Genomic DNA, 26,338 nt, shown 5'->3' on the forward strand with positions numbered 1-26,338 from the left:
CAGGCGAGTTGCCTCCACCCGAAGCCGCCTTGATACAGGCGGCTTTTTCGTCTGTTTTTATGGTGAGAAGCGTGTAAAAGTGGTATAACAAATCCAATATTGTCGCCATCTCCCGGGAGCGAATATGGAAATCACTGAATCGCGTCGTCTGTATCAGCAGCTTGCCGCTGAGCTTAAGTCGCGCATTGAACAAGGCGTCTACCTTGTGGGCGATAAGCTACCCGCAGAGCGGTTTATCGCTGATGAAAAAAGCGTGAGTCGTACCGTGGTTCGCGAAGCCATCATTATGCTGGAAGTTGAAGGCTACGTTGAGGTTCGCAAAGGCTCCGGCATCCACGTTATCTCCAATCATCCAAAACATCAGCAAATTGCCGATGAATCGCTGGAATTCGCCAATTATGGTCCTTTTGAGCTGTTGCAGGCCCGCCAGCTGATAGAAAGCAATATAGCCGAATTCGCGGCGACTCAGGTGACCAAGCAGGACATCATGAAGCTGATGGAAATCCAGGAAAAAGCGCGTAAAGAGAAGTGCTTTCGCGATTCCGAATGGGATCTTCAGTTCCATGTCCAGGTAGCGCTGGCGACGCAAAACACCGCGTTAGCCGCGATCGTAGAAAAAATGTGGACCCAGCGCGTGCATAACCCGTACTGGAAAAAACTGCACGACCATATCGACTCGCGTACCGTCGATAACTGGTGCGACGATCATGACCAAATTCTTAAGGCACTGATTCGCAAAGATCCGCATGCGGCGAAGCTGGCCATGTGGCAGCATCTGGAAAATACTAAGCTGATGTTATTCAACGAAACCAGCGATGACTTTGAATTCAATGCCGATCGCTACCTCTTTGCCGATAATCCAGTGGTTCACCTCGATACGGCCGCCAACGGCGTAAAATAGACGCTTATCCTCATACCGGGCAGCGATTCCTTCACTGCCCGCAACGCCCTCAGGGTAAGCAAAGCATATATAGTGTCAGCCTGTGTAAATACACTCGCCACCCTCCTTCGCAATCAGCAAAATCAGAATGCAACAAACTGCAATTTCTCTGACGTAAAGTCAGCGGGTTTGTTACAATTAGATGCATTTTGTCGTTCTGAGAGTTAGCTTTGGCTTACTTCACTTTTAAACAGGGAACCGTTCAGAGCGCAGCAGCGACCCTAATCTAATAAAAAGCTATGTCGCCGTGCATATACCGCGTTCAGACGTGCCGTTAACCGATGTACCAGGAATCGTGAATGGAACTATTAACTCAATTATTGAATGCCTTGTGGGCTCAGGATTACGAAACTCTCGCGAATCCATCCATGATTGGCATGTTGTACTTTGTCTTATTTATGATTTTGTTCCTTGAGAACGGTTTACTGCCTGCCGCCTTTTTGCCCGGCGATAGCCTGCTGGTGCTGGTCGGTGTCCTTATTGCCAAAGGCGCGATGGGCTTTCCGGAAACCCTGCTGCTGCTTACCGCGGCGGCAAGTCTCGGCTGCTGGCTAAGCTATATCCAGGGCCGCTGGCTGGGTAATACGCGAATCGTACAAAACTGGCTATCGCACCTCCCCTCGCACTACCACCAGCGCGCGCATCATCTGTTCCATAAGCACGGGCTTTCCGCGCTGCTGATTGGCCGTTTTATCGCCTTCGTTCGTACGCTGCTGCCGACCATCGCCGGACTATCCGGCCTGAGTAGCGCACGCTTCCAGTTTTTTAACTGGATGAGCGGTCTGCTATGGGTCCTGATTCTGACCTCCCTGGGGTACCTGCTGGGGAAAACGCCGGTATTCCTGAAGTATGAAGATCAGCTGATGTCCTGCCTGATGCTGCTGCCCGTCGCGCTGCTGGTATTTGGCCTGATTGGTTCGCTGATTGTCCTGTGGAAGAAAAAATACAGAAGCCGGGGCTAACAATGGCGATGCAACGATCCTCTCTGCGTCAGATAAGTTGGGTGCTGGGCGGTTCGCTACTCCTGTGCGGCCTGTTCTGGCTCTGGCTCACCGTGCAACAGCAGGAGTCGACCCTGGCTATTCGTCCCGTCAGCCAGGGTATCAGCATGCCGGACGGTTTTTCCGTCTGGCATCATCTCGACGCTAACGGCATCCGCTTTAAAAGCATTACGCCGCAAAATGACGGCTTGATCATCAAGTTTGACTCCAGCGCTCAGGGAGCCGCGGCAAAAGAAGTTTTGGGCCGCGCCCTGCCGCATGGCTATATTATCGCGTTACTGGAAGATGATGATTCGCCTACCGCCTGGATTTCACGCCTGCGCGATACCCCGCACAGATTCGGCTAATGCACGAAAATTCCGAATATTTTCACCCTGTTTGGTGATTTCCCGTTTTACTTACTATCATTAAGTCTGCGGGAGTCACCAGGCTCACGTTAATCAACTGGATAGGGTATATCCTCCAGATATTCCCTCACACAATGGAAGGTTTTATCCATGAAACACCGCATTGCTTTGATCCTGGTTCTGTCTTCACTGAGCGCCAGTGCCTTTGCCATCTCCCCTTGTCAGGAAAAAGAACAAGATATTCAGCGGGAGATCAGCTACGCCGAAAAACATCATAACCAGCACCGTATTGATGGTCTGAAACGGGCGCTTAGCGAAGTGCAGGCAAATTGTAGCGACAGCCAGCTCAAAGCCGATCACCAGAAAAAAATCGCCAAACAGCAGGCAGAAATAAGCGAACGCCAGAATGACCTGCGCGAAGCCGAACAGAAAGGCGATGCTGATAAAATCAGCAAGCGTCAACGTAAACTTGATGAAGCGCAGCAAGAACTGAAAGCGCTACAGTCTCGCGAGTACTAATCGATTAAGCAAGACCAATATGGACCACTTTCACAGGAGATAAAACATGGCTAAAGATAACGTTGCAGAAGACCTGCGTGCGGAACTGAAAACGCTGGCTGATACCCTGGAAGAAGTGCTGAACTCCTCCACGGATAAGTCGAAAGAAGAGATTGGTAAACTGCGCAGTAAAGCCGAAAGCGCGCTGAAAGAGAGCCGCGTTCGCCTGGGTGAAACCAGCGACGCCATTGTGAAGCAAACGCGCGAAACCGCTGCGCGTGCGGATGAATATGTCCGTGAAAACCCGTGGACCGGCGTAGGGATTGGTGCTGCCGTCGGGCTGGTACTGGGTGTCCTGCTGACGCGTCGTTAATTATGGCGAACTCTCAAAACACGCAAGGGCCGGGGCAAGGCGTTTTCGGCATTGGCCAGCGGATAGTCACCCTGCTGGTCGAAATGGTCGAAACGCGCCTGCGCCTCGTCGTCGTGGAGCTGGAAGAGGAGAAGGCCAATCTCGTCCAGCTATTCCTGATGCTTGGGCTGACGCTGCTGTTCGCCGCGTTCGGCCTGATGAGCATGCTGGTACTCATCATCTGGGCCGTCGATGCGCAATATCGGTTAAACGTGATGATCGCTACCACCGTGATTCTGCTGCTGGCGGCGCTCATTGGCGGGGTCTGGACGTTACGCAAAGCACGTCGTTCAACGTTCCTGCGCCTGACCCGCCAGGAGCTGGCTAATGACCGGGCATTGCTGGAGGATGACAAGTCATGAGCCGCGACCAGCAGGAACGCGAACGACAAAAGGCGCTTTTGCTACGTCAAATCCAACAGCAGCGGCTGGATCTCAACGCCAGTCGCCGCCGTTGGCTTGAGGCGACCGCGCCTATCGACCGTGGCTGGAACACCCTGCTCAACCTGCGTTCATGGGCAATGGTTGGCAGCGGCCTCGTCGCCGTATGGTCCGTTCGCCATCCGCGCTTTTTGCTCCGCTGGACAAAACGCGGCCTCGGTATCTGGAGCACCTGGCGTATGGCTCGCAAGCTGTTGCAGCAGACCGCATCGCGCTAAGGCTGATTTCTCACGTCTGGGTTATGTCAGCCGGGTCAGGTGCCAGCCGCCGCCCGGCATCAATATCGTCATGCTGTACCCATCAGATTTTCCCTTCTGCTCGCCGCCCTCATCACTCTTACGCTACGCCGCTATAACATCCTTTATATTCATTTCGTTTATCAATAATTGCTCAGAAACTTTGAAAAAGATCTACAGTTTTCCTTGCTAACAATCACATCTCATCCTCGCTAATATCCTCTCCATCGACAGCAAGCCCGCGTAACTACGCAGGATTGCACCAAAAAACGAAATCGCCGCCCTTTGGGTTTCCTGGAGTAAGAAATGAAAAAATTAGAAGATGTTGGTGTACTGGTAGCGCGCATTCTGATGCCCATTCTGTTTATCACCGCAGGTTGGGGAAAAATCACCGGTTATGCGGGTACTCAACAATATATGGAAGCCATGGGCGTCCCTGGGTTTATGCTGCCGCTGGTTATCCTGCTTGAGTTCGGTGGCGGTCTGGCAATCCTGTTCGGTTTCCTGACCCGTACCACCGCGCTGTTCACCGCAGGCTTCACCGTGCTGACCGCGTTTCTGTTCCACAGCAACTTTGCTGAGGGCGTGAACTCGCTGATGTTCATGAAAAACCTGAGCATCGCAGGCGGCTTCCTGCTGCTGGCTATCACCGGTCCGGGCGCGTTTAGTATCGACCGCGTACTGAATAAAAAGTGGTAAGCGCACTATACTAGTAAATAAAAAAGCGAGGGGACTTCTCCTCGCTTTTATTATCTATACCCTAAATAATTCGAGTTGCAGGACAAAACGGTTAACCGTTTTGAACAGCGCTTGCGCTGGCCCTGAAAGGGTGAGTCCCGTAGGGGCGAATCACGCGGCGACGCAGTGAATCCCCGGGAGCTTACTCTAGTAAGTGACTGGGGTGAGCGAGGAAAGCCAACGCACAAGCAACTTGAAGTATGACGGGTATAAAGGAGGAAATAATGGGACAATTAGTTGACGGCGTCTGGCACGATACCTGGTATGACACCAAATCCACCGGGGGGCGATTCAAGCGTTCTGTTTCTGCCTTTCGCAACTGGCTAACCGCCGATGGCGCGCCGGGCCCAAGCGGCGAAGCCGGGTTCGCTGCGGAAAAAGACCGTTACCATCTGTACGTTTCTCTTGCCTGTCCATGGGCGCATCGCACCTTAATTCTGCGCAGCCTGAAAGGGCTGGAGCCGTTTATTTCCGTTTCAGTGGTCAACCCCCTGATGTTTGAAAACGGCTGGACTTTCGACGATAGCTTCCCGGCAGCCACGGGCGATACCCTCTACCAGCACGAATTTCTCTATCAGCTCTATCTGCATGCCGATCCGCACTACAGCGGGCGCGTTACGGTGCCGGTATTGTGGGACAAAAAACAGCAAACCATCGTCAGCAATGAGTCGGCGGAAATCATCCGCATGTTGAATACCGCGTTTGACGGACTGGGTGCCCGCGCAGGGGATTACTACCCGCCTGAGCTGCGCGCGCAAATTGATGAGCTGAACGGCTGGATCTATGACAACGTCAACAACGGGGTCTATAAAGCCGGATTCGCCACCAGCCAGCAGGCCTATGACGAAGCGGTCGATGGGGTATTTACGTCTCTGGAGCGTCTGGAACAAATCCTTGGCCAACACCGCTTCCTGACCGGCAATCAACTGACGGAGGCCGATGTTCGTTTGTGGACCACCCTGGTTCGTTTCGACCCGGTGTATGTGACCCACTTTAAATGCGACAAACGCCGCATCAGCGATTATCTCAATCTTTATGGCTTCCTGCGCGACATCTACCAGATGCCGGGCATCGCGGAAACGGTGGACTTCGCCCATATTCGCAACCATTACTACCGTAGCCATAAGACGATCAACCCGACCGGGATCATCTCCGTCGGCCCGCAGCAGGATCTTAACGAACCGCACGGCCGCGATCTTCTCTTCCGCTAAGCGATTGGGCGCGATTTACCGCGCCCAATAATTCACAAAACAAATATTTACCGCCATTTCATTCACGTCTATTCTTATTTCGATCGCTTTAAAAACAAGTGATTGACGGCTAATCGAGGCGTAAAAATGGACTGGTATCTTAAAGTATTAAAAAATTACATTGGATTTGGCGGCCGCGCCCGGCGCAAAGAGTACTGGATGTTTATTCTGGTCAACATCATCCTGACCGGCGTACTCAGCATTATTGATAAAATGCTCGGATGGCAGCGCGCAGGAGGAGAAGGCATTCTGACGACCATCTATGGCGTGCTGATCTTCTTACCGTGGTGGGCGGTGCAGTTTCGTCGATTGCACGACACCGACCGCTCGGCATGGTGGCTGTTATTACTGCTGATCCCCGTGATCGGCTGGCTAGTGATCCTGGTCTTCAATTGTCAGAACGGCACTCCCGGCAATAATCGCTTCGGGCCGGATCCCAAACCGACCTCCTACTGAATAATGCGCCCCTCGTTAAAAAGGGGCGCATTTTGTTTTATCTAGCCATAAATAGCTTCGGAATTTCCCGCAGACACCATGATTTCGCCTCCCCCATGCTGTCCCGGCGCCAGGCCATAATAATGTCGATCTCGTTACTGTACTCCGGGCTGACCACCCGCAGGCGCCCTTCGGCAATATCCTGCTCAACCAGCGGATACGGCATCGTGGCGACGCCCAGTCCTGCCAGCAGGGCCTGGCGTTTATCTTCGATCGAGCTCACTGTTAATCGCGGCTGTTTGTCGAGTAGCTGCACCGTCAGCACCGGACGTTCGCGGGCGGTGTCCGCCACCGCCACGCCGCGGTACTTAACGCGCGTCACTTCAGAGAGCGGCTCCGGTTCCTGGTGAATGGGATGGTCAGGCGCGGCAACGTAGACGCTCATGACCGAGTAGAGCTTACGGGAGTTAATTTCCGAGGAAGAGCGAAAATGCATATCCGGCGCAACGACAATATCCGCCCGCCCCTGCTCAAGGCGCTCCCATGCTCCGGCCAGCACTTCGGTAATAATCGACAGCTGAGTGTTCGATTTGGTCGCCAGCTTTTCAATTAACGGAAACAGGTCGGTGGTGGGTACCAGCGCCTCGGTGACGATGGTCAGGTGCGTTTCCCAGCCGCGCGATAGCGCTTCGGCATCGGTTGTCAGCTTATCCGCCGCTTCCAGCAGAACGCGCCCGCGCTCGAGCAGCATTCGGCCAACGTTGGTGAATTTTGTTCGATGACCTGAACGGTCAAACAGAACGACATCCAGCTCTTCTTCCAGCTTTTGCATGGTATAGCTGAGCGCTGAAGGCACTCGACCAAGCTCATCAGCCGCCGCCGCAAAGCTTCCGCGCCGGTCAATCGCATCCATAACGCGTAACGCTTCCAACGTTAATGCTCTCTCTTTAGCCATCGTTCTCTCATTCAGGAAATTTGAACATACCGGGCAGAATATCTGGCTAACAATACAGCGTCCATACCTTTACCATTGATTTAGTGTAAAGAGAGGTCAAGAAGATGATTACAACCCGAACAGCCAAACAGTGCGGTCAAGCCGACTTCGGCTGGCTGCAGGCCCGCTACACCTTTTCCTTTGGCCACTACTTCGACCCGAAATTGCTAGGTTACGCGTCGCTGCGCGTGCTCAACCAGGAAGTTCTGGCGCCCGGCGCGTCGTTCCAGCCGCGTACCTATCCGAAAGTCGACATTCTGAACCTGATACTGGAAGGTGAAGCGGAATACCGCGACAGCGATGGCAACCATATCCAGGCTAAAGCTGGCGAAGCGCTGCTGATCTCTACCCAGCCCGGCGTGAGCTACAGCGAGTACAACCTGAGCAAAGAGCGCTCGCTGACGCGAATCCAGCTGTGGCTGGATGCCTGTCCGCAGCATGAAAATCCGCTTGTGCAAAAAATCGCTATCGCCGAGGGAGCGCAGCAGCTGCTGGCTTCGCCGGACGGCAGCCAGAAGAGTCTCCAGCTGCGCCAGCAGGTATGGATCCACCATATCAATCTGGCGAAAGGCGAGCAGCTTAGCGTGCAGCTCCACGGCCCACGGGCCTACCTGCAGTCGATTCACGGCACGGTGCATGCGCGGGTACAGGAAGAAGAGAAACAGGCACTGACCTGCGGCGATGGCGCGTTTATTCGTGACGAAGCTAACATTACCCTCGTTGCCGATACGCCGCTGCGCGCTTTGCTGATAGATTTACCTGTGTAACAACGGCGGTAAGGGAGTGTGTCAGTGGGCAAGAAGAAAACAAAAAAAGCGGCGCTAGCAGCGTCGCAGCCGCAGCCAGAAACCATGACAACGGTTAGCTTTGGTTATGAAGAGATGTTGAGCGAACTGGAGGCGATCGTCGCAGAAGCGGAGATACGGCTCCAGGAAGAAGAAAGCGTCGCCTGACGTCAATATCGGCCCCAGCCGGGGCCGATAGATTTACTCACTCAGCGCCTGAGCTAAATCTTTTTGTACCTGCTTACGCTGTTCTGGCGTCAGGACCTGATTGACATCAAAATAGTACTTCACGCGATAATAGCGAACCTGCTGTTCGACTTTACTAAACGCCGCCAGCTGATCTTTGACCGCTTTTTCATTCCATTTTCCGGAATCGATCACATCAAATAATACGCCGTCTTTAATATCTTTCTGGGAGATCTGCTGAACGCTTTTCTCCAGCTGTTGATGCAGGTTTTTAATTTTCGTTACCTGATCGTTGGTCAGTTTTAAGTGCTGGACGATCGGATCCTGCGCCGGGGCTGGCGCAGCGTTAACATCCGCAGCCTGTGCCGCTATTGAGAAGCCCGTGGCGAGGACGGTTGTCACTGCAATGCGAGTCATTAATTTCATTTTAGTTTTATCCTGATTAATTATCACCGATGTGGCTGGCCATTATTTTTCAGAAGCAGATGAAGAAATGTAAAAAATAGTTCGCATAAATGTATGTAAATCAGGAAATATATAAAAGACATGAATGCTATAATTAAATTCATTTATTTAAAATATATAAAATAAGTGAGGATAACGCATAACCGCATGAGTCATAATGCGGTTGATGGCAGGCCTGTTTCCCCACCTTGTGCCCGCTTTCTTGTCAGGTGGCGGCTAACGCCTTACCTGACCTACTCCCCCCGCCTCCTATGCCCGCTAGCGTCGTGGACAGGCATTCATCTGCCCTGTGTTTCAACCTGCCATAGGAAGCAAAAACCCCCGCCATTTCTGACGAGGGTTTTCTGAAAAGTTGAAGCTGACCGTTAAGCCGGGTTCTGTCGTGGACAGTCATTCATCTAGGCCAGCAATCGCTCACTGGCTCAAGCAGCCTACCCGGGTTCAGTACGGGCCGTACCTTGTGAACCCCTATTTGGCCTTGCTCCGGGTGGAGTTTACCGTGCCGCGAACTGTTACCAGACGCGCGGTGCGCTCTTACCGCACCCTTTCACCCTTACCTGATCCCACTTGCGTGGGCCATCGGCGGTTTGCTCTCTGTTGCACTGGTCGTAGGCTTGCGCCTCCCAGGCGTTACCTGGCACCCTGCCCTATGGAGCCCGGACTTTCCTCCCCTCCGCCCGTCTCCCCCGAAGAGGACGACGACGAAGCGGCGACTGTCTGGTCAGCTTCGGCGCGCAGTATAGAGGGTTTGCCAGCGGTTGTCATCCTTCCGTCGCCATTCCGACCTGCAATGTCGCCGCAATATTACGCGACGCACGATAAATATTGTCCGCCGCGCCGCGAAACGCCTCTTCCAGCGTCGTTACGCTGTTCAGCACGCTAAACACCGCATCAATCCCATACTGGTGAACCACGCCCACGTCGCGGGTCAGACTACCGGCAATGCCAATTACCGGTTTATGATACTTTTTCGCCACGCTCGCCACGCCAACCGGCACTTTACCGTTAATGCTCTGGCTATCCAGCCGACCTTCGCCGGTCACCACCAGCGAACAATCGAGGATATGCTCTTCCAGATTCAGCGCCTGGGTCACGATTTCAATCCCGCTGCGTAATTCAGCGTTCAGGAACGCCATCAGCGCGGCGCCCATACCGCCCGCCGCGCCCGCACCGGCAACCTGCTTCACATCGACATGCAGAACGGCCTTAATAACGTCCGCATAGTGCGCCAGGTTGCTGTCCAGCTCGCGGATCATCGCTTCGGTAGCCCCTTTCTGCGGGCCAAATATCCTTGATGCGCCGGTATCGCCGATCAGCGGATTGGTGACATCGCAGGCCACCCGAATGGCGCAATCATGCAGCCGCGCATCGAGACCGGTAATATCTATCGAATTCAGACTACACAGGCTACCGCCGCCGTGGCCGATCTCCGCGCCATTGGCATCGCAAAGACGCGCGCCCAGCGCCTGCACCATCCCCGCGCCGCCGTCGTTGGTGGCGCTGCCGCCAATGCCAATGATGATATTTTTCGCCCCATGATCCAGCGCCTGCAAAATCAGCTCGCCGGTACCGCGCGACGTCGTCAATAGCGGGTTACGCTGAGCGGGCGGCACCAGCCCCAGCCCGCTGGCCGCAGCCATTTCGATAAACGCGGTTTTGCCATCGCCGGAAAGCCCCCAGCAGGCGTCCACCGGGACGCCCAGCGGCCCCGTCACGCAGGCGCTCATCTCGGTTCCCTGCGTCGCGGCAATCATCGCCTCAACGGTCCCTTCGCCGCCATCGGCGAGAGGAACCTTCACGTAGAGCGCATCGGGGAAAATTTCCCGAAAACCTTTTTCTATAGCCTGGGCAACCTCGGTAGCCGAGAGGCTTTCTTTATAAGAGTCTGGGGCGATTACGATTTTCATAGTTATGTAGCCTGACAGTGCCGCGCAAGGCAAGAATTACAGGGCGCGCATCCGCGCCCTTCTTGTTAGCGAGTGACTTCCACTTTCGCCAGTTTTTCGTAGTAGCATGCAAGCGCGCTATGGTCGGCGGTACCCAAACCGTCGGCGCGCAGCGCCTGCATCATCTCCATCACCGCGGCGGTAAGCGGCAGCTGGGCGCCCACGCCGTGGGAGGTGTCCAGCGCGTTCGCCAGATCCTTAATATGCAGATCGATACGGAAGCCCGGCTTGAAGTTGCGGTCCATTACCATTGGCGCTTTGGCATCCAGCACGGTACTTCCGGCCAGCCCGCCGCGGATGGCCTGATATACCAGATCCGGGTTCACGCCCGCTTTGGTCGCCAGCGTCAGCGCTTCGGACATCGCCGCAATGTTCAGCGCCACGATCACCTGGTTAGCCAACTTGGTCACGTTGCCCGCGCCGATCTCGCCGGTATGCACCACGGAACCCGCCATCGCTTTCAGCAGATCGTAATATTTGTCGAAAATCGCTTTATCACCGCCCACCATCACCGATAGCGTACCGTCGATGGCCTTCGGTTCGCCGCCGCTGACCGGCGCATCCAGCATATCGACGCCTTTCGCTTTCAGCGCTTCGCTGATTTCGCGGCTCGCCAGCGGCGCGATGGAGCTCATATCGATCAGCACGGTGCCCGGCTTCGCGCCTTCGATAATGCCGCCTTCGCCCAGCGCCACTTCTTTCACGTGCGGCGAGTTCGGCAGCATGGTGATGATCACATCGCACTGCTCGGCAATCGCTTTCGCTGATGCCGCGGTTTCTGCGCCTGCGGCAATCACCTCGGCAATCGCTTCCGGGTTACGGTCAGCAACCACCAACGAGTAACCTGCCTTGAGGAGGTTTTTACTCATTGGTTTACCCATGATACCGAGGCCAATAAAACCAACTTTCATTGTCATGTCTTTATCTCTCTAGTTTCGGTGGTGGTTATTTCTTAAAGGAATCAGCCAGTTTTTGCGTGGCAGAGCGGAATACGCCCAGGTCGCTGCCGACGGCGACAAAGGTCGCGCCCCATTCCAGATAGCGCCGCGCGTCGGCTTCAACCGGCGCCAGAATACCGCTCGGCTTACCGTGCTTTTTCGCGCTGGCAAAAATGTGCTGAATCGCTTTCTGCACTTCCGGATGGGAAGCATTACCCAGATGGCCCAGCGCAGCGGCCAGATCGCTTGGGCCGACAAAAATACCGTCCACGCCCGGCGTGGCGGCTATCGCATCAACGTTATCCACGCCCTGCTGGCTCTCGATTTGCACGAGAATGGTGATATTTTTGTTCGACTGCGCGAAGTAATCCGGCACGGTGCCAAACATATTGGCACGGTGCGAAACGGATACACCGCGAATGCCTTCAGGCGGATAGCGGGTTGAGGCAACGGCGTTAACTGCCTGCTCTTCCGTTTCGACAAACGGAATCAGGAAGTTATAAAAACCGATATCCAGCAGGCGCTTAATGATCACTGGTTCGTTGGTTGGTACGCGGACGACCGGCGCGCTGGCGCTGCCTTTCAGTGCCATCAGCTGCGGGATAAAGGTGGAGATGTCGTTCGGCGCATGTTCGCCGTCCAGTACCAGCCAGTCGAAACCTGCCAGGCCTAAAACTTCGGTGCTAATTGGGCTCGCCAGCGCGGACCAGCAGCCAATCTGAACCTGATGCGCCGCCAGGGCCGCCTTAAATTTATTCGGGAAGATATCGTTATTCATCACTTATACCTTGTCACTTAACCGTTAATTATTTCTGCAGTTCCATGCGTTTGATGTCGCCGACCACAAACAGATAGCAAACCATCGCCATCAGGGCCGAGCATCCGACGAAGACCAGCGCTGCGTTGAATGAGTGCAGCTCGCTCACCAGGTAACCGATAACCAGCGGGGTTACGATGGAAGCGACGTTACCAAAGACGTTAAAGACGCCGCCGCACAGGCCGACAATCTCTTTCGGCGCGGTATCGGAAATCACCGGCCAGCCCAGCGCGCCGAACCCTTTACCGAAGAAAGCCAGCGCCATCAGGGTCACCACCAGCGCGGTGTTATCGGTGTAGTTACACAGAATGATGGTGGAAGCCAGCAGCATTCCGAGGACGATCGGCAGCTTACGCGCCACGGTGATGGAACAACCGCGTTTAATCAGATAGTCGGAGAACACCCCGCCCAGCACGCCGCCGGCAAAACCGCACAGCGCCGGAATCGATGCGACCAGACCCACTTTCAGAATCGACATGCCCTTTTCCTGCACCAGATAAATCGGGAACCAGGTGAGGAAGAACCAGGTGATGGTATTGATAAAATATTGGCCGAAGAACACCCCCAGCATCATGCGGTTGGTCAACAGCTGCTTGATATAGTGCAGTTTAGGTCCGTTGGCCGCCGCGCTGCCGGGCTTTTTATGGTCCATATCAACCACTGCGCCGTTCTCGGAGATAAACTTCAGCTCCTCTTGCGTCATGCGCGGGTGCTCGGTGGGGTTATGGATCAGTTTTACCCACAGGCCGGTCAGCACAAAACCAATCACGCCCATGACGGTGAAGACGTGCTCCCAACCCCAGGCAAAGGTTAGCCAGCCCAGCAGCGGCGAGAACAGCGCCAGAGAGAAATACTGCGCAGAGTTAAAAATCGCCGATGCGGTGCCGCGCTCTTTCGTTGGAAACCACGCCGCGACGATACGGGCGTTTGCCGGGAAAGATGGCGCTTCAGAGAAACCCAGCATAAAGCGCATAAAAAACATTGAGATACCCGCCCACGCCAGCGGAAACATATCCACAAAGCCTTGCAGGAAGGTAAACAGCGACCAGAAGAACAGGCTGTAAGAGTAGACTTTCTTCGAGCCAAATTTATCGAGCAGCCAGCCGCCGGGGATCTGCATCAGCAGGTAGGCCCAGCCGAATGCGGAGAAAATATACCCCATTGAGACCGCGCTCAGCTGCAGTTCTTTCGCCACCTCTGTACCGGCGATCGAGAGCGTCGCCCGGTCGGCATAATTAACAGCGGTAACAATGAAAATGATCAACAGAATTAAATATCGAGTTGGCACTTCCTTTTTCTGTTGTATCATTGCATCCAGACTCATCTAATATTCCTCAGGTACAACACACCTTCCATTATTTATTTTGGCGTGATTCTTCATTATTCATAAATCAATATCAGGAAGTATCGATTTACCTATCCGGCGCATTGCAAGCATGACTCAGTATAATCAGCTCATGGTATTTAATCACTGTGCATAACCCCCACAAAGAGATAACAAAAACCATTATAATTGTGCAAATGCAATAATCAGTGGGCGCTGATGCACAATTCCAGTGATTTCCTTCTATGCCTGATGCCCTCTCGCAAAAACGAGTGATTTAGATCACATTTTTAAATCTAAATACCTGACATTCTTAATTCCATAAATCTGAGCATCAGAAATTGAATATACCCTAAATATTTCGAGTTGCATGAAGACGGCAACGCAGGGAATCCCCAGGAGCTTACTAAAGTAAGTAACCGGGGTGAGCGAGGAAAGCCAACGCACATGCAGCTTGAAATATGACGGGTATAAACGTTTTATTTTATTATTCGCACCTTGCTGGAGAATACTGGACAATGGCTGACATTGAAATTAGACAAGAATCGCCAACGGCGTTTTATATAAAAGTACACGAAACGGATAACGTGGCGATTATTGTTAACGATCGAGGTTTAACGGCCGGAACGCGTTTCCCTGACGGGCTCACGCTGGTTGAACATATCCCGCAAGGCCATAAAGTCGCGCTGGTCGATATTCCCGTCCACGGTGAAATCATCCGCTATGGCGAAGTGATTGGCTATGCGGTACGCGATATCCCGCAGGGCAGCTGGATTGACGAATCACTGGTCGAACTACCTAAAGCGCCGCCGCTGCATACCTTACCGCTGGCGACCAAAGTCCCGGCGCCGCTGCCGCCGCTGGAAGGCTATACCTTCGAAGGCTATCGCAACGCCGACGGTAGCGTGGGCACCAAAAACCTGCTCGGCATTAGCACCAGCGTGCACTGCGTGGCGGGCGTCGTCGATTATGTGGTGAAAATCATCGAACGCGATCTGCTGCCGAAGTATCCCAACGTCGATGGTGTTGTGGGTCTGAACCACCTGTATGGCTGCGGCGTGGCGATTAACGCCCCGGCGGCGGTTGTCCCGATCCGTACCATTCATAACCTGGCGCTCAATCCAAACTTCGGCGGCGAAGTGATGGTAATTGGCCTCGGCTGCGAAAAACTGCAGCCGGAGCGTCTGCTGGAAGGTACCGATGATGTGAAAAGCATCCCCGTGGATAGCGCCAGCATCGTCAGCCTGCAAGACGAAAAGCACGTCGGTTTTAAATCGATGGTCGACGATATTCTGCGAGTTGCCGAGCGTCATCTGGAGAAGCTAAACCAGCGCCAACGTGAAACCTGCCCGGCCTCCGAGCTGGTGGTCGGTATGCAGTGCGGCGGCAGCGATGCGTTTTCTGGCGTCACCGCCAATCCGGCAGTGGGCTACGCATCCGATCTGCTGGTGCGCTGCGGGGCGACCGTTATGTTCTCGGAAGTCACCGAAGTACGCGATGCAATCCATCTGCTGACGCCACGCGCCGTCAACGAAGAAGTGGGCAAACGTCTGCTGGAAGAGATGGCCTGGTATGACAACTATCTCGATATGGGCAAAACCGACCGCAGCGCCAACCCCTCCCCGGGCAATAAGAAAGGCGGCCTGGCGAACGTCGTAGAGAAAGCGCTGGGTTCTATCGCCAAGTCCGGGAAAAGCGCGATTGCCGAAGTGCTCTCTCCGGGGCAGCGCCCGACCAAACGCGGTCTGATTTACGCCGCGACGCCGGCTAGCGACTTTGTCTGCGGTACTCAGCAGGTGGCATCCGGGATCACCGTGCAGGTGTTTACTACCGGTCGCGGTACGCCGTATGGCCTGGTCGCCGTGCCGGTCATTAAAATGGCGACACGAAACGAGCTGGCAAACCGCTGGTACGACTTAATGGATATCAACGCGGGAACCATCGCCACCGGGGAAGAGACCATCGAAGAGGTGGGTCTGAAGCTGTTTGAGTTTATTCTTGATGTCGCCAGCGGCCGCAAGAAGACCTTCTCGGATCAGTGGGGATTGCACAATCAGCTGGCGGTGTTTAACCCGGCGCCAGTGACGTGATAATCCTTAGCAGAAAAGCCGGTCGGCGGTGAATGAGCATCGCCCCGGCGTATCAATATTTACGCATTCACCAGAATGACTTCAACGCCGCTCTTACGCAGCCCCTCCAGGCTTTCTGGCGGGATACCATCATCAACGATGATGGTATCGATCCGCTGAGTGTCGACGATCTTATGCAAGCTGGAACGGTTGAATTTTGTCGAGTCGGTGACCACGATAATGCGCTCCGCAACCTCACACATCCGACGATTTAGTCTGGCCTCGTCTTCATTATGGGTGCTGACGCCCCGCTCCAGATCGATCGCATCAACACCGAGAAACAGCATATCGAAGTGGTAATTTTGCAACGACTGTTCTGCCTGGTCGCCATAGAACGAAAGCGATTGACGGCGCAAGTGCCCACCGGTCATCAACAGCTCAACACCATCCGCTTCAAGTAATGCATTAGCAACATTCATACCGTTGGTCATAGCAATAACATCAGTATGCTCGCGCAGCAGACGGGCGATCTCATATGTCGTGGTACCGGAATCGAGAATAACGCGATGCCCCGGCCCGATCAGCGCAACAGCAGCTCCGGCGATACGCCGTTTTATCGCCGTATTCAGCGAGCTTTTATCCTCAACAGAAGGCTCTCCGCCGGGGATATTACTGTCGCAAATCAGTGCACCACCATAAGCCCGAACGGCGATCCCCTGCTTTTCTAGAAACGCAAGATCGTTTCGGATCGTCACCGTAGAAACGCCGAACAATTCAGAAAGATCGTTCACCTGCACGCTTCCATGCTGCCGCAACCGCTGGATGATCTGCTCACGTCTTTCGCTGGTACCGGGTACCCGCTTATCTGCAGAATGGTCTGTGTTGCTCATAAGAAATCCTTTAACTAATTCTTTCGTTTTATTTCGTTTTCCTTATTAAGGCCTTTCTTTTACCCGAATGCAAGCCCCGCGATAGGTATCTCAGCCCACAAACTCGCCGCAAAACACTTTCATTATATTTCTTTTGTGAAACAGATCGGAAAACCATTATCTTTCGTTTTATTTTTATAACACCATAATGCAGTATAAAATGAAACAAAACGAAAGATAATCATCATAACCATCCAACCTGGAGAGGAAAGTGAAACATCTGACGACTATGGTGGAACAGCATAAACGGGGGAAAGCAAACGGTATATATGCCGTTTGTTCGGCGCATCCACTGGTTCTGGAGTCTGCAATACGCTACGCACATGCTAACCGAACTCCTCTGCTAATCGAGGCAACCTCCAATCAGGTTGATCAGTTTGGCGGTTATACGGGAATGACCCCAGCTGATTTTCGCCACTTTGTCTGCCAACTGGCCAACTCGCTTGATTTCCCCGAAGAGCAGTTAATTCTGGGCGGCGACCATCTCGGCCCAAATCGTTGGCAGCATCTGCCAGCGGAGCAGGCGATGGCCAATGCTGACGGTTTGATCAAAAGCTACGTGGCTTCTGGATTTAAAAAAATCCATCTTGATTGCAGCATGTCCTGTCTGGGCGATCCGGTTCCGCTAACCGATGCTATCGTCGCGGAACGTGCTGCACGTCTGGCAAAGATTGCCGAGGAAACCTGCGTGGAGCAGTTCGGCGAATCGGATCTCGTCTACGTCATTGGCACCGAAGTGCCTGTGCCAGGCGGTGCCCACGAAACATTAGCCGAGCTAGAGGTCACTACACCCGATGCGGCACGCGCCACGCTGAAAGCCCATTGCCATGCGTTTGAAAAACTGGGTCTGGATGCCATCTGGTCCCGCATCATTGCCCTGGTTGTGCAACCCGGCGTCGAGTTCGATCATACGCACATCATAGATTATCAACCGCAAAAAGCCGTCGCTCTGAGCAAAATGGTTGAAGCTTACGACACGTTGGTATTCGAAGCACACTCCACGGATTACCAGACGCCGCAATCTTTGCGCCAGCTAGTGAAAGATCACTTCGCCATTCTGAAAGTTGGTCCGGCGTTGACTTTCGCCCTGCGCGAAGCGCTGTTCTCGCTAGCAGCCATTGAGGAGGAGCTGTTGCCGGCCAAAGCCTGCTCTGGCCTGCGTCACGTACTTGAGAGCGTAATGCTCGATCGCCCGGAATACTGGCAAAGCCACTATCACGGCGATGGCAACGCACGTCGTCTGGCCCGCGGCTACAGCTATTCCGATCGCGTTCGTTATTACTGGCCTGACAGCCAGATTGATGACGCATTCGAAAGATTGGTTCGCAATCTGGCGGGTGAGCCAATCCCGCTACCGCTTATCAGCCAGTATTTACCTTTGCAGTACGTAAAAGTACGCGAGGGAGATCTCAGTGCCACGCCGCGGGAACTCATCATGAGCCACATTCAGGACATACTGCAGCAGTACCATGCCGCCTGTCAGGGCGTTACTCCATAACGGATAACAACTAAGAGGAAAACGCTATGCCAAATATCGTACTTAGCCGTATCGACGAAAGACTCATTCATGGTCAGGTCGGCGTACAGTGGGTCGGATTTGCGGGGGCAAACCTGGTACTGGTTGCCAATGACGAAGTAGCGGAAGACACCGTGCAGCAGAACTTGATGGAAATGGTTCTGGCTGAAGGGATTGCCGTACGTTTCTGGTCGCTGCAGAAAGCGATCGATAACATTCATCGCGCTGCCGATCGGCAGAAAATTTTGCTGGTATGCAGGACACCGACTGATTTTCTCAAGCTGGTTGAAGGCGGCGTACCCGTCACACGCATCAACGTGGGAAACATGCATTACGCCGAAGGTAAAAAACAAATTGCCAAAACGGTTTCTGTCGACGCGAACGATATCTCTGCGTTTAACGGTCTGAAAGCAGCAGGAGTGGAATGCTTCGTTCAGGGCGTTCCAACAGAACCTGCTTTGGATCTCTTTAAACTACTTTGAGGGATTCACAATGGAAATTAGTCTGTTGCAGGCTTTTGCATTAGGTATTCTCGCCTTTATTGCTGGCCTCGATATGTTCAACGGGTTAACGCACATGCACCGTCCAGTAGTGCTTGGGCCGCTGGTTGGTCTGATTCTGGGCGATCTGCATACCGGTATTTTAACCGGTGGCACGCTGGAACTGGTGTGGATGGGTCTGGCGCCACTAGCTGGCGCTCAGCCGCCAAACGTCATTATTGGCACCATCGTAGGCACAACTTTCGCCATAACCACCGGCGTTAAGCCCGATGTCGCCGTAGGTGTCGCCGTACCGTTTGCCGTCGCCGTACAAATGGGCATTACCTTCCTGTTCTCCGTCATGTCCGGCGTGATGTCCCGCTGCGATCGCATGGCTGCAAATGCGGATACCGCGGGTATTGAACGAGTTAACTATCTGGCGTTGCTGGCGTTAGGTATTTTCTATTTCCTCTGCGCTTTCCTGCCGATTTACTTCGGAGCGGAACACGCGAAAACCGCCATTGATGTTCTGCCTGAGCGCCTGATTGACGGTCTGGGCGTTGCAGGCGGCATCATGCCAGCCATCGGTTTTGCCGTACTGCTGAAGATCATGATGAAAAACGTCTACATCCCTTACTTCATCATCGGTTTCGTTGCCGCGGCCTGGCTCAAGCTTCCGGTTCTGGCTATCGCCGCGGCCGCGCTGGCAATGGCGCTGATCGATCTGCTGCGTAAATCTCCCGAACCGACTAAACCAGCGGCACAGAAAGAGGAATTCGAAGATGGCATCTAACCAACATACCTTGTCGAATACGACTGAAAATGAAGAAACGCTGCTCACCGGGGTGAATGAAAACGTCTATGAAGATCAGAATATTGGCGCCGATCTCACTAAAAAAGACATTAACCGCGTGGCCTGGCGTTCCATGCTGCTGCAGGCTTCTTTTAACTATGAGCGTATGCAGGCATCTGGTTGGCTATACGGTCTGCTACCCGCGTTGAAAAAGATCCATACCAACAAACGCGATTTGGCCCGAGCCATGAAAGGCCATATGGGATTTTTTAATACCCATCCTTTCCTGGTGACGTTTGTTATTGGCATCATTCTGGCAATGGAACGCTCCAAGCAGGATGTCAACAGCATCCAAAGCACCAAAATCGCCGTTGGCGCACCGCTCGGTGGGATTGGCGATGCCATGTTCTGGCTGACGCTGTTGCCGATCTGCGGCGGGATAGGAGCCAGCCTGGCGCTGCAAGGCTCTATCCTTGGCGCAATAGTCTTTATCGTGTTGTTTAACGTCGTCCATCTCGGTCTACGCTTTGGTCTTGCTCACTATGCATATCGAATGGGCGTCGCAGCAATTCCGCTTATCAAAGCGAACACAAAGAAAGTGGGTCATGCGGCGTCAATCGTAGGGATGACGGTCATTGGGGCGCTGGTAGCAACCTATGTTCGCCTGAATACGACGCTCGAAATCAAAGCCGGCGATGCGGTGGTTAAACTGCAGGCCGACGTTATTGATAAATTGATGCCCGCATTTTTGCCGCTGGTCTATACCCTGACCATGTACTGGCTGGTACGCAGAGGCTGGAGTCCGCTGCGCCTTATTGGCATCACCGTGGTTCTGGGCGTCGTCGGTAAATTCTGTCACTTCCTGTAAAGCAAAAGAGGTCAGAGATGTTAGGTATCATTTTGACGGGGCATGGCGGATTTGCCAGCGGCATGGAAAAAGCGATGAAGCAGATCCTCGGCGAGCAGTCTCACTTTATCGCTATCGATTTTCCTGAGACTTCCACCACCGCTCTGCTTACCTCGCAGCTTGAGCAGGCTGTTGGAGAACTGGACGGCGAAGAAGGCCTCATATTCCTGACCGACCTGCTCGGCGGGACGCCATTCCGCGTTGCATCAACACTGGCGATGCAAAAAACCGGTCGTGAAGTGATTACCGGCACCAACCTGCAGCTACTGCTGGAAATGGTGCTGGATCGCGATGAACTCAGCGGCGAAGCGTTTCGCATACAGGCCCTGGAGTGCGGGCACCGTGGCTTGACCAGTCTGGTGGACGAGCTAGGACGCTGTCGCGAAGAGAGCACCGCCGAGGAAGGGATATGACACAAATTCTGCGCGCCAGACGTCTGCTGACGGAACAAGGCTGGCTGGACGATCATCAACTGCGTATTGAAGAGGGTGTCATTACGGCAATAGAGCCTATCTCCATGGGAACCATGCTCCGTGATGCTGAGCTACTCGCTCCCGCTTACATCGATACTCACGTCCACGGTGGCGCCGGGGTCGATGTGATGGACGATGCTCCGGATGTACTTGATAAACTAGCCATGCACAAAGCACGTGAAGGGGTTGCCGGCTGGCTCCCCACCACCGTTACAGCTCCGTTAGAGACGATACACCGAGTGCTGGCGCGTATAGCGCAACGCTGCTATTCCGGAGGTCCCGGAGCGCAGGTGCTGGGAAGCTATCTGGAAGGTCCTTATTTTACGCCGCAGAACAAAGGCGCTCATCCTGCGGAATGGTTCCGCGAACTGGATCTCGTAGAACTGGATGAAATGATAGCCATTTCTCGCGATACCCTGCGCGTGGTTGCGCTGGCACCGGAAAAAACCGGAGCACTTCAGGCGATTAACCATCTGAAGCATCGAGGTCTGCGGGTAATGTTGGGGCATAGCGCGGCGACCAGCGAGCAAACCCGGAGCGCTTTTGATGCCGGTGCGGACGGGCTGGTGCATTGCTATAACGGTATGACGGGATTACACCATAGGGAACCGGGCATGGTTGGCGCAGGGTTAACCGACGCACGTGCATGGCTGGAACTTATCGCCGACGGACACCACGTTCACCCCACTGCCATGAAGCTATGCTGCTGCTGCGCGCAAGAGCGGATAGTACTAATTACCGATGCTATGCAGGCCGCGGGAATGCCTGACGGGAGCTATACCTTATGCGGCCAAAAGGTAGAGATGCGTGGTGGTATTGTGCGGACCGCTTCCGGTAGTCTGGCGGGCAGTACGCTTTCGGTAGATACGGCGGTTCGTAATATGGTCGAACTCACCGGTATTTCCCCTGAGAATGCTATCCATATGGCTTCACTACACCCAGCCCGTCTGCTGGGAATCGACCATCAGTTAGGTTCGCTAAAGGCCGGTAAACGCGCCAGCGCCATCGCCCTCAACGGTGGACTGCATTTACAAGGGATATGGATTCAGGGCCAGGTTTTCCCTCTATAGCCCTTCATTAAACGTCATAGTGGCCTTCGACTTACGATCGCAAGGCCTTTACTTTCTTTTCCTTTCGTAAAACAAAACTCTCACGTTGCTTTCATGGGATTTATTATCAATTTATCAATTACATATATAAAACCGTCGCTCCCTCGATCACAAATTTCGTTTTATTTCATTTTGCATCATTGAACTTTCGATTTCTTTCCTATAAATTTTAATCAATCGATCACATGAACAAGTGAAACAAAACGAAAGATAGCGACAATTTGCCAGCGTCTGATGTGGAGTTCACAAGATAAGGACTTACGTTATGTCAGAAATTTATACCCCTGCTGCCGCGGCGACCGGAACCTGGACAGAAGAAGAGATCCGTCAGCAGCCTGTCTGTTGGATGCACTCACTGAAAAACATCGACAGTATTCGTCCGGCGATCGACAACTTTCTCACGCCACTGCTGCGTAAAAACGATCTGCGGATCATCCTGACCGGAGCTGGCACTTCGGCATTTATCGGCGAAATCATCGCTCCATGGCTTGCTAATCACAGCGCCAAAAACATTAGCGCGGTACCAACTACCGATCTGGTTACCAATCCGATGGATTACCTGAACCCGGCGCATCCGCTACTGCTGGTCTCCTTCGCCCGTTCCGGCAACAGCCCGGAGAGCGTAGCCGCCGTTGAGCTGGCAAACCAGTTCGTCCCGGAGTGCTATCACCTTTCAATTACCTGCAACGAAGCGGGTAGCCTTTATCAAAACGCTCTTGAGAACGGGAATGCCTTTGCGCTATTGATGCCAGCAGAAACGCACGATCGCGGCTTTGCGATGACCAGCAGTATTACCACAATGATGGCCAGCTGCCTGGCGGCCTTTGCGCCAGAAGTTATTAACAGCCAGACATTCCGCGATGTGGCCGATCGCTGCCACGCAATACTGACCTCACTCGGCGATTTCAGCCACGGCGTATTTGGCAGCGAGCCCTGGAAGCGGATCGTTTATCTCGGCAGCGGTGGGTTACAGGGCGCTGCGCGTGAATCGGCGTTAAAGGTCCTGGAGCTAACGGCGGGTAAGCTGGCAGCGTTCTATGACTCACCGACCGGTTTCCGCCATGGACCAAAATCACTGGTCGATAACGAAACGCTGGTTGTGGTGTATATATCTAGCCACCCTTACACCCGCCAATACGATCTCGACCTGCTGGCAGAACTACGGCGCGATCGGCAGGCCTTACGTGTGGTGGCCATCGCCGCGGAGAGCGATGCCGTTATTGAAGCTGGCCCACATATCCTTCTGCCGCCAGCGCGTCACTTCGTTGATGTAGAACTGGCCTTCTGCTTCCTGATGTACGCCCAGGTATTCGCCCTTACGCAGTCGATCGCCGTAGGAAATACGCCGGATACCCCCTCCGCCAGCGGCACGGTTAACCGCGTAGTGCAGGGCGTCGTTATTCATCCATGGCTGGCTTAAGAGGATCCGATCATGAGCATTATTTCTACCAAGTATCTCCTGCAGGATGCCCAGGCAAAAGGCTACGCGGTACCCGCGTTCAACATCCATAACGCCGAAACGATCCAGGCGATTCTGGAAGTGTGCAGCGAAATGCAATCACCCGTGATCCTCGCCGGAACCCCGGGTACTTTTAAGCATATTGCGCTGGAGGAGATCTACGCGCTATGCCGCGCCTACTCCACCAGTTTCGGCATTCCGCTGGCTCTGCATCTCGATCACCATGAATCGCTGGAAGATATTCGCCGGAAAGTGGACGCAGGCGTACGCAGCGCCATGATCGACGGCAGCCACTTCCCGTTTGAAGAGAATGTGAAACTAGTAAAATCGGTGGTGGATTTTTGCCATGCCCGCGACTGTAGCGTAGAAGCAGAACTCGGACGCCTGGGTGGAGTAGAAGACGACATGAGTGTGGATGCGGAAAGCGCGTTTTTGACCGATCCGCAAGAAGCCAAACGTTTTATTGAGCTAACGGGCGTAGATAGCCTGGCCGTAGCGATTGGTACTGCTCATGGCCTTTACACCAAAAAACCCAAAATCGACTTCCAGCGTCTGGCGGAAATCCGTGAAGTGGTGGATATTCCGCTGGTACTCCATGGCGCAAGCGATGTGCCTGATGAGTATGTTCGCCGCACCATCGAACTGGGTGTGTGCAAAGTCAATGTCGCTACTGAACTGAAAATCGCCTTTGCTGCTGCGGTGAAAAAATGGTTTGCCGAAAACCCGCAAGGTAACGATCCGCGTTATTACATGCGCGTTGGCATGAACGCGATGAAAGAGGTGGTACGCAGTAAGATCGCCGTATGCGGGTCGGCCAACCGCCTTTTACAAATCGCCGAAGCCTGAGTGTAGCCAGCCCCCAGCACCTCCCCCTTACCAAAGCGTTAACCCAATGGAGGCTAACGCTGCTTACCTCTGAAAAAAACGAAAACAAGGACTTTTCTCATGAAAAAAATGCTCAATGTTTCGTTACTGGCTCTGCTTATTTCCAACGGGGCTTTCGCCGCCCAATATGCACTGGATAGCGAATACCTTGCCGTTTCATTTAACGATGCGAATTCTGTGATGGCGCTTAAAGACGTTAAATCACAGCATCAGCTTTCACCCGAAGAGCTTTTCTTTCTTACTCTTCCGGATGAAACGGTCATTCACGCCGCTGACTTTAAAATAAAGCATGTGGATAAGAAAGATAACACCATTATCATTGATTATGCTCATCCGGATTTTAACGTCGAGGTAAAACTGAATCTGGTTAAAGATAAATACGCCAGCATTGATTATACGATTACCGCCCTCGGGAAGGCGCAAGAGGTCTCGAAAATCACGTTTTTCCCCACCAGAAAACAGTCACAAGCCCCGTGGGTAGAAGGTTCAATAAATAGCTCGCCGATTATTGCTGATTCATTTTTTATATTGCCGAATAAACCTGTAGTGAACACCTGGGCTTATGAAGCAACCACCAATCTTAATGTTGAACTAAAAACACCTTTACAGCCAGGCACCGCCGTTAGCTATACCACCTGGTTCGGTACATTCCCGGAAATCAATCAGCTACGCCGAAGCGTCAACCAGTTTATCGATGCGGTTCGCCCGCGGCCCTATAAGCCCTATCTGCACTACAACAGCTGGATGGATATTGGATTCTTTACCACCTATACCGAACCCGAAGTGCTACAGCGTATGGATGAATGGAATAAGGAATTCATTACCGGACGCGGTGTAATGCTGGATGCCTTCCTGTTAGATGATGGCTGGGATGATCGGACCGGAAGATGGTTATTTGGCCCGGCTTTTAGCAACGGATTCAGTAAGGTAAGAGAAAAAGCCGATAGTTTGCATAGTTCAATCGGACTCTGGCTTTCTCCCTGGGGCGGATATAACAAGCCGCGGGATATTCGCGTATCCCATGCTAAAGAATATGGCTTCGAAACCGTCGATGGAAAATTTGCGCTCTCCGGCCCTAACTATTTTAAAAACTTTAATGCACAGGTTATTAATCTAATTAAAAAAGAGCATATCACTTCATTTAAACTGGATGGTATGGGGAACGCAAATTCACATATTAAAGGTAGTGAGTTCGCATCTGACTTCGATGCGTCAATTGCCCTACTTCATAATATGCGTAGCGCCAACCCAAATCAGTTTATTAATTTAACCACCGGGACCAACGCCAGCCCCTCATGGCTGTTCTATGCTGACGCTATCTGGCGTCAGGGTGATGACATTAATCTCTACGGTCCCGGCACGCCAGTACAGCAATGGATGACTTATCGGGATGCAGAAACCTGGCGCTCTATCGTACGAAAAGGTCCACTATTTCCACTTAACTCACTGATGTACCACGGCATAGTTAGCGCTGAAAACGCCTATTACGGCCTTGAGAAGGTACAAACGGATAGCGACTTTGCCGATCAAGTATGGAGCTATTTCGCTACCGGCACCCAGCTACAAGAGCTTTACATCACACCGTCCATGCTCAATAAAGCGAAATGGGATATCCTGGCGCAGGCGGCAAAATGGTCCCGCGCTAACGCCAATATATTAGTCGATACCCACTGGGTGGGCGGCGATCCGACTGCGCTGGAAGTGTATGGTTGGGCATCCTGGAGCAAAGAAAAAGCTATCCTGGGGATACGTAACCCATCGGATAAACCGCAGCAATACTATCTCGATCTGACGAAAGCATTTGAGCTTCCGCATGGGGCAACCTCAAACTTCACGTTAAAAAGCATCTACGGGAGCAATTCGACATTCCCTGATAAATACCAGGCCCCAATTGTCGTCACGTTGCAGCCATTACAGATGCTTGTATTCGAAGCAACCCCCGCTAAATAAGGTATTGGCCCGGGCAA

General features: G+C 53.2%; 29 protein-coding genes and 1 other RNA gene. 22 read left to right on the forward strand and 8 right to left on the reverse strand.

Annotated features, from left to right (window positions below):
* Window positions 1-124 precede the first annotated feature (124 nt).
* From exuR to KCG39_RS15210, 10 genes are all read left to right on the forward strand, one after another.
* Window positions 125-901, forward strand: coding sequence for a transcriptional regulator ExuR (exuR, locus tag KCG39_RS15165; RefSeq protein WP_004125496.1), 777 nt, complete (start codon window positions 125-127; stop codon window positions 899-901).
* A 338-nt stretch (window positions 902-1,239) separates the two neighbouring features.
* On the forward strand, window positions 1,240-1,902 hold the full coding sequence (yqjA, locus tag KCG39_RS15170; RefSeq protein WP_004125499.1) for a DedA family general envelope maintenance protein YqjA: 663 nt from the start codon (window positions 1,240-1,242) through the stop codon (window positions 1,900-1,902).
* Between the two features lie 8 nt (window positions 1,903-1,910).
* Window positions 1,911-2,288 (forward strand): EnvZ/OmpR regulon moderator MzrA, encoded by a 378-nt coding sequence (mzrA, locus tag KCG39_RS15175; RefSeq protein ID WP_162626098.1) that lies wholly within the window; start codon window positions 1,911-1,913, stop codon window positions 2,286-2,288.
* A 150-nt stretch (window positions 2,289-2,438) separates the two neighbouring features.
* Complete coding sequence (locus KCG39_RS15180) at window positions 2,439-2,807, forward strand: DUF1090 domain-containing protein (RefSeq protein WP_004125504.1); 369 nt, start codon at window positions 2,439-2,441, stop codon at window positions 2,805-2,807.
* Window positions 2,808-2,853: 46 nt separating this feature from the next.
* Window positions 2,854-3,159 carry an ElaB/YgaM/YqjD family protein gene (locus KCG39_RS15185; RefSeq protein ID WP_004125506.1) on the forward strand — a complete coding sequence of 102 codons (306 nt, stop codon included), beginning with the start codon at window positions 2,854-2,856 and terminating at the stop codon, window positions 3,157-3,159.
* A 2-nt stretch (window positions 3,160-3,161) separates the two neighbouring features.
* The gene (locus KCG39_RS15190) at window positions 3,162-3,560 is read left to right on the forward strand and encodes a phage holin family protein (RefSeq protein WP_112167001.1); all 399 of its coding nucleotides are present in this window, start codon (window positions 3,162-3,164) and stop codon (window positions 3,558-3,560) included.
* The gene (locus tag KCG39_RS15195) at window positions 3,557-3,856 is read left to right on the forward strand and encodes a YqjK-like family protein (protein WP_004125510.1); all 300 of its coding nucleotides are present in this window, start codon (window positions 3,557-3,559) and stop codon (window positions 3,854-3,856) included. Before KCG39_RS15190 ends, KCG39_RS15195 begins: the two co-directional genes overlap by 4 nt.
* Before the next feature lie 324 nt (window positions 3,857-4,180).
* The gene (locus KCG39_RS15200; RefSeq protein WP_004125512.1) at window positions 4,181-4,573 is read left to right on the forward strand and encodes a DoxX family protein; all 393 of its coding nucleotides are present in this window, start codon (window positions 4,181-4,183) and stop codon (window positions 4,571-4,573) included.
* A gap of 263 nt (window positions 4,574-4,836) precedes the next feature.
* Window positions 4,837-5,823 (forward strand): glutathione S-transferase family protein, encoded by a 987-nt coding sequence (locus KCG39_RS15205; RefSeq protein ID WP_142468353.1) that lies wholly within the window; start codon window positions 4,837-4,839, stop codon window positions 5,821-5,823.
* Window positions 5,824-5,949: 126 nt separating this feature from the next.
* Window positions 5,950-6,318 (forward strand): DUF805 domain-containing protein, encoded by a 369-nt coding sequence (locus KCG39_RS15210; RefSeq protein WP_004105984.1) that lies wholly within the window; start codon window positions 5,950-5,952, stop codon window positions 6,316-6,318.
* Window positions 6,319-6,355: 37 nt separating this feature from the next.
* On the opposite strand, the gene KCG39_RS15215 is transcribed toward KCG39_RS15210, so the two are convergent.
* Window positions 6,356-7,252: a LysR family transcriptional regulator gene (locus KCG39_RS15215; protein ID WP_049113438.1), complete on the reverse strand. Its 897-nt coding sequence runs from the start codon at window positions 7,250-7,252 to the stop codon at window positions 6,356-6,358.
* A gap of 104 nt (window positions 7,253-7,356) precedes the next feature.
* Between KCG39_RS15215 and KCG39_RS15220 the strand changes: the two genes are divergently transcribed.
* Both KCG39_RS15220 and KCG39_RS15225 read left to right on the forward strand, forming a co-directional pair.
* Window positions 7,357-8,058, forward strand: a complete 702-nt coding sequence (locus tag KCG39_RS15220) for a pirin family protein (protein ID WP_004125522.1) — start codon at window positions 7,357-7,359, stop codon at window positions 8,056-8,058.
* A 24-nt stretch (window positions 8,059-8,082) separates the two neighbouring features.
* Window positions 8,083-8,244, forward strand: coding sequence for a hypothetical protein (locus KCG39_RS15225; protein ID WP_004125524.1), 162 nt, complete (start codon window positions 8,083-8,085; stop codon window positions 8,242-8,244).
* Window positions 8,245-8,277: 33 nt separating this feature from the next.
* Here KCG39_RS15225 and KCG39_RS15230 read toward each other — a convergent pair whose 3' ends face one another.
* The 6 genes from KCG39_RS15230 to garP all read right to left on the reverse strand — a co-directional run bounded on the left by KCG39_RS15230 (window position 8,278) and on the right by garP (window position 13,752).
* Window positions 8,278-8,688: a Spy/CpxP family protein refolding chaperone gene (locus KCG39_RS15230; RefSeq protein ID WP_049113439.1), complete on the reverse strand. Its 411-nt coding sequence runs from the start codon at window positions 8,686-8,688 to the stop codon at window positions 8,278-8,280.
* 389 nt (window positions 8,689-9,077) lie between these two features.
* An RNA gene (gene rnpB / locus KCG39_RS15235) (RNase P RNA component class A) lies at window positions 9,078-9,456 on the reverse strand.
* A gap of 32 nt (window positions 9,457-9,488) precedes the next feature.
* Entirely contained in the window at window positions 9,489-10,634 is a 1,146-nt protein-coding gene (garK, locus tag KCG39_RS15240) for a glycerate 2-kinase (RefSeq protein WP_142446907.1), read from the reverse strand.
* Window positions 10,635-10,699: 65 nt separating this feature from the next.
* The gene (gene garR, locus KCG39_RS15245) at window positions 10,700-11,590 is read right to left on the reverse strand and encodes a 2-hydroxy-3-oxopropionate reductase (RefSeq protein WP_004105999.1); all 891 of its coding nucleotides are present in this window, start codon (window positions 11,588-11,590) and stop codon (window positions 10,700-10,702) included.
* A 28-nt stretch (window positions 11,591-11,618) separates the two neighbouring features.
* Window positions 11,619-12,389: a 2-dehydro-3-deoxyglucarate aldolase gene (gene garL, locus KCG39_RS15250; RefSeq protein WP_024358723.1), complete on the reverse strand. Its 771-nt coding sequence runs from the start codon at window positions 12,387-12,389 to the stop codon at window positions 11,619-11,621.
* A gap of 28 nt (window positions 12,390-12,417) precedes the next feature.
* Complete coding sequence (garP, locus tag KCG39_RS15255) at window positions 12,418-13,752, reverse strand: galactarate/glucarate/glycerate transporter GarP (RefSeq protein WP_142445275.1); 1,335 nt, start codon at window positions 13,750-13,752, stop codon at window positions 12,418-12,420.
* Window positions 13,753-14,270: 518 nt separating this feature from the next.
* Here garP and garD point away from each other — a divergent pair.
* Window positions 14,271-15,842 (forward strand): galactarate dehydratase, encoded by a 1,572-nt coding sequence (gene garD, locus KCG39_RS15260; protein ID WP_142468351.1) that lies wholly within the window; start codon window positions 14,271-14,273, stop codon window positions 15,840-15,842.
* Between the two features lie 59 nt (window positions 15,843-15,901).
* Here garD and KCG39_RS15265 read toward each other — a convergent pair whose 3' ends face one another.
* Window positions 15,902-16,711, reverse strand: coding sequence for a DeoR family transcriptional regulator (locus KCG39_RS15265; protein WP_004125543.1), 810 nt, complete (start codon window positions 16,709-16,711; stop codon window positions 15,902-15,904).
* A gap of 268 nt (window positions 16,712-16,979) precedes the next feature.
* On the opposite strand from KCG39_RS15265, the gene kbaZ reads away from it, so the two are divergent.
* The 9 genes from kbaZ to KCG39_RS15310 all read left to right on the forward strand — a co-directional run bounded on the left by kbaZ (window position 16,980) and on the right by KCG39_RS15310 (window position 26,321).
* Window positions 16,980-18,248, forward strand: coding sequence for a tagatose-bisphosphate aldolase subunit KbaZ (kbaZ, locus tag KCG39_RS15270; RefSeq protein ID WP_235894173.1), 1,269 nt, complete (start codon window positions 16,980-16,982; stop codon window positions 18,246-18,248).
* Between the two features lie 26 nt (window positions 18,249-18,274).
* Window positions 18,275-18,748, forward strand: coding sequence for a PTS N-acetylgalactosamine transporter subunit IIB (gene agaV / locus KCG39_RS15275; protein ID WP_004125548.1), 474 nt, complete (start codon window positions 18,275-18,277; stop codon window positions 18,746-18,748).
* A 10-nt stretch (window positions 18,749-18,758) separates the two neighbouring features.
* A complete protein-coding gene (gene agaW / locus KCG39_RS15280; RefSeq protein ID WP_004125551.1) occupies window positions 18,759-19,538 on the forward strand; it encodes a PTS N-acetylgalactosamine transporter subunit IIC in 780 nt (259 codons plus the stop codon).
* Window positions 19,528-20,406, forward strand: a complete 879-nt coding sequence (agaE, locus tag KCG39_RS15285; RefSeq protein ID WP_004125554.1) for a PTS N-acetylgalactosamine transporter subunit IID — start codon at window positions 19,528-19,530, stop codon at window positions 20,404-20,406. The genes agaW and agaE overlap by 11 nt, the downstream gene beginning before the upstream one ends.
* Window positions 20,407-20,423: 17 nt before the next feature.
* The gene (gene agaF / locus KCG39_RS15290; protein WP_004125557.1) at window positions 20,424-20,858 is read left to right on the forward strand and encodes a PTS galactosamine/N-acetylgalactosamine transporter subunit IIA; all 435 of its coding nucleotides are present in this window, start codon (window positions 20,424-20,426) and stop codon (window positions 20,856-20,858) included.
* Window positions 20,855-21,988, forward strand: a complete 1,134-nt coding sequence (nagA, locus tag KCG39_RS15295; RefSeq protein WP_004125560.1) for an N-acetylglucosamine-6-phosphate deacetylase — start codon at window positions 20,855-20,857, stop codon at window positions 21,986-21,988. Before agaF ends, nagA begins: the two co-directional genes overlap by 4 nt.
* 304 nt (window positions 21,989-22,292) lie before the next feature.
* Window positions 22,293-23,447 (forward strand): AgaS family sugar isomerase, encoded by a 1,155-nt coding sequence (locus tag KCG39_RS15300; protein WP_004125564.1) that lies wholly within the window; start codon window positions 22,293-22,295, stop codon window positions 23,445-23,447.
* A 12-nt stretch (window positions 23,448-23,459) separates the two neighbouring features.
* Window positions 23,460-24,332, forward strand: a complete 873-nt coding sequence (gene kbaY, locus KCG39_RS15305) for a tagatose-bisphosphate aldolase subunit KbaY (protein WP_004125566.1) — start codon at window positions 23,460-23,462, stop codon at window positions 24,330-24,332.
* Window positions 24,333-24,431: 99 nt separating this feature from the next.
* Window positions 24,432-26,321, forward strand: coding sequence for an alpha-galactosidase (locus KCG39_RS15310; protein WP_123828728.1), 1,890 nt, complete (start codon window positions 24,432-24,434; stop codon window positions 26,319-26,321).
* The last annotated feature ends 17 nt before the right edge of the window (window positions 26,322-26,338 follow it).

Origin of the sequence: Klebsiella pasteurii, assembly GCF_018139045.1 — a bacterium.
Classification (GTDB): Bacteria; Pseudomonadota; Gammaproteobacteria; order Enterobacterales; family Enterobacteriaceae; genus Klebsiella; species Klebsiella grimontii.

Excerpts from the sequence above, each read along its gene's own strand:
- KCG39_RS15200 (WP_004125512.1), top strand. The coding sequence starts at position 4,181 with ATGAAAAAATTAGAAGATGTTGGTGTACTGGTAGCGCGCATTCTGATG.
- KCG39_RS15210 (WP_004105984.1), top strand. The coding sequence starts at position 5,950 with ATGGACTGGTATCTTAAAGTATTAAAAAATTACATTGGATTTGGCGGC.
- kbaY (WP_004125566.1), top strand. The coding sequence starts at position 23,460 with ATGAGCATTATTTCTACCAAGTATCTCCTGCAGGATGCCCAGGCAAAA.
- kbaZ (WP_235894173.1), top strand. The coding sequence starts at position 16,980 with ATGGTGGAACAGCATAAACGGGGGAAAGCAAACGGTATATATGCCGTT.
- KCG39_RS15310 (WP_123828728.1), top strand. The coding sequence starts at position 24,432 with ATGAAAAAAATGCTCAATGTTTCGTTACTGGCTCTGCTTATTTCCAAC.
- KCG39_RS15195 (WP_004125510.1), top strand. The coding sequence starts at position 3,557 with ATGAGCCGCGACCAGCAGGAACGCGAACGACAAAAGGCGCTTTTGCTA.
- KCG39_RS15190 (WP_112167001.1), top strand. The coding sequence starts at position 3,162 with ATGGCGAACTCTCAAAACACGCAAGGGCCGGGGCAAGGCGTTTTCGGC.
- KCG39_RS15300 (WP_004125564.1), top strand. The coding sequence starts at position 22,293 with ATGTCAGAAATTTATACCCCTGCTGCCGCGGCGACCGGAACCTGGACA.
- garK (WP_142446907.1), bottom strand. The coding sequence starts at position 10,634 with ATGAAAATCGTAATCGCCCCAGACTCTTATAAAGAAAGCCTCTCGGCT.
- agaW (WP_004125551.1), top strand. The coding sequence starts at position 18,759 with ATGGAAATTAGTCTGTTGCAGGCTTTTGCATTAGGTATTCTCGCCTTT.
- agaE (WP_004125554.1), top strand. The coding sequence starts at position 19,528 with ATGGCATCTAACCAACATACCTTGTCGAATACGACTGAAAATGAAGAA.
- KCG39_RS15180 (WP_004125504.1), top strand. The coding sequence starts at position 2,439 with ATGAAACACCGCATTGCTTTGATCCTGGTTCTGTCTTCACTGAGCGCC.
- KCG39_RS15185 (WP_004125506.1), top strand. The coding sequence starts at position 2,854 with ATGGCTAAAGATAACGTTGCAGAAGACCTGCGTGCGGAACTGAAAACG.
- yqjA (WP_004125499.1), top strand. The coding sequence starts at position 1,240 with ATGGAACTATTAACTCAATTATTGAATGCCTTGTGGGCTCAGGATTAC.
- garD (WP_142468351.1), top strand. The coding sequence starts at position 14,271 with ATGGCTGACATTGAAATTAGACAAGAATCGCCAACGGCGTTTTATATA.
- agaF (WP_004125557.1), top strand. The coding sequence starts at position 20,424 with ATGTTAGGTATCATTTTGACGGGGCATGGCGGATTTGCCAGCGGCATG.
- nagA (WP_004125560.1), top strand. The coding sequence starts at position 20,855 with ATGACACAAATTCTGCGCGCCAGACGTCTGCTGACGGAACAAGGCTGG.
- agaV (WP_004125548.1), top strand. The coding sequence starts at position 18,275 with ATGCCAAATATCGTACTTAGCCGTATCGACGAAAGACTCATTCATGGT.
- KCG39_RS15230 (WP_049113439.1), bottom strand. The coding sequence starts at position 8,688 with ATGAAATTAATGACTCGCATTGCAGTGACAACCGTCCTCGCCACGGGC.
- KCG39_RS15215 (WP_049113438.1), bottom strand. The coding sequence starts at position 7,252 with ATGGCTAAAGAGAGAGCATTAACGTTGGAAGCGTTACGCGTTATGGAT.
- exuR (WP_004125496.1), top strand. The coding sequence starts at position 125 with ATGGAAATCACTGAATCGCGTCGTCTGTATCAGCAGCTTGCCGCTGAG.
- KCG39_RS15265 (WP_004125543.1), bottom strand. The coding sequence starts at position 16,711 with ATGAGCAACACAGACCATTCTGCAGATAAGCGGGTACCCGGTACCAGC.
- KCG39_RS15220 (WP_004125522.1), top strand. The coding sequence starts at position 7,357 with ATGATTACAACCCGAACAGCCAAACAGTGCGGTCAAGCCGACTTCGGC.
- KCG39_RS15205 (WP_142468353.1), top strand. The coding sequence starts at position 4,837 with ATGGGACAATTAGTTGACGGCGTCTGGCACGATACCTGGTATGACACC.
- garP (WP_142445275.1), bottom strand. The coding sequence starts at position 13,752 with ATGAGTCTGGATGCAATGATACAACAGAAAAAGGAAGTGCCAACTCGA.
- garL (WP_024358723.1), bottom strand. The coding sequence starts at position 12,389 with ATGAATAACGATATCTTCCCGAATAAATTTAAGGCGGCCCTGGCGGCG.
- garR (WP_004105999.1), bottom strand. The coding sequence starts at position 11,590 with ATGACAATGAAAGTTGGTTTTATTGGCCTCGGTATCATGGGTAAACCA.
- mzrA (WP_162626098.1), top strand. The coding sequence starts at position 1,911 with ATGCAACGATCCTCTCTGCGTCAGATAAGTTGGGTGCTGGGCGGTTCG.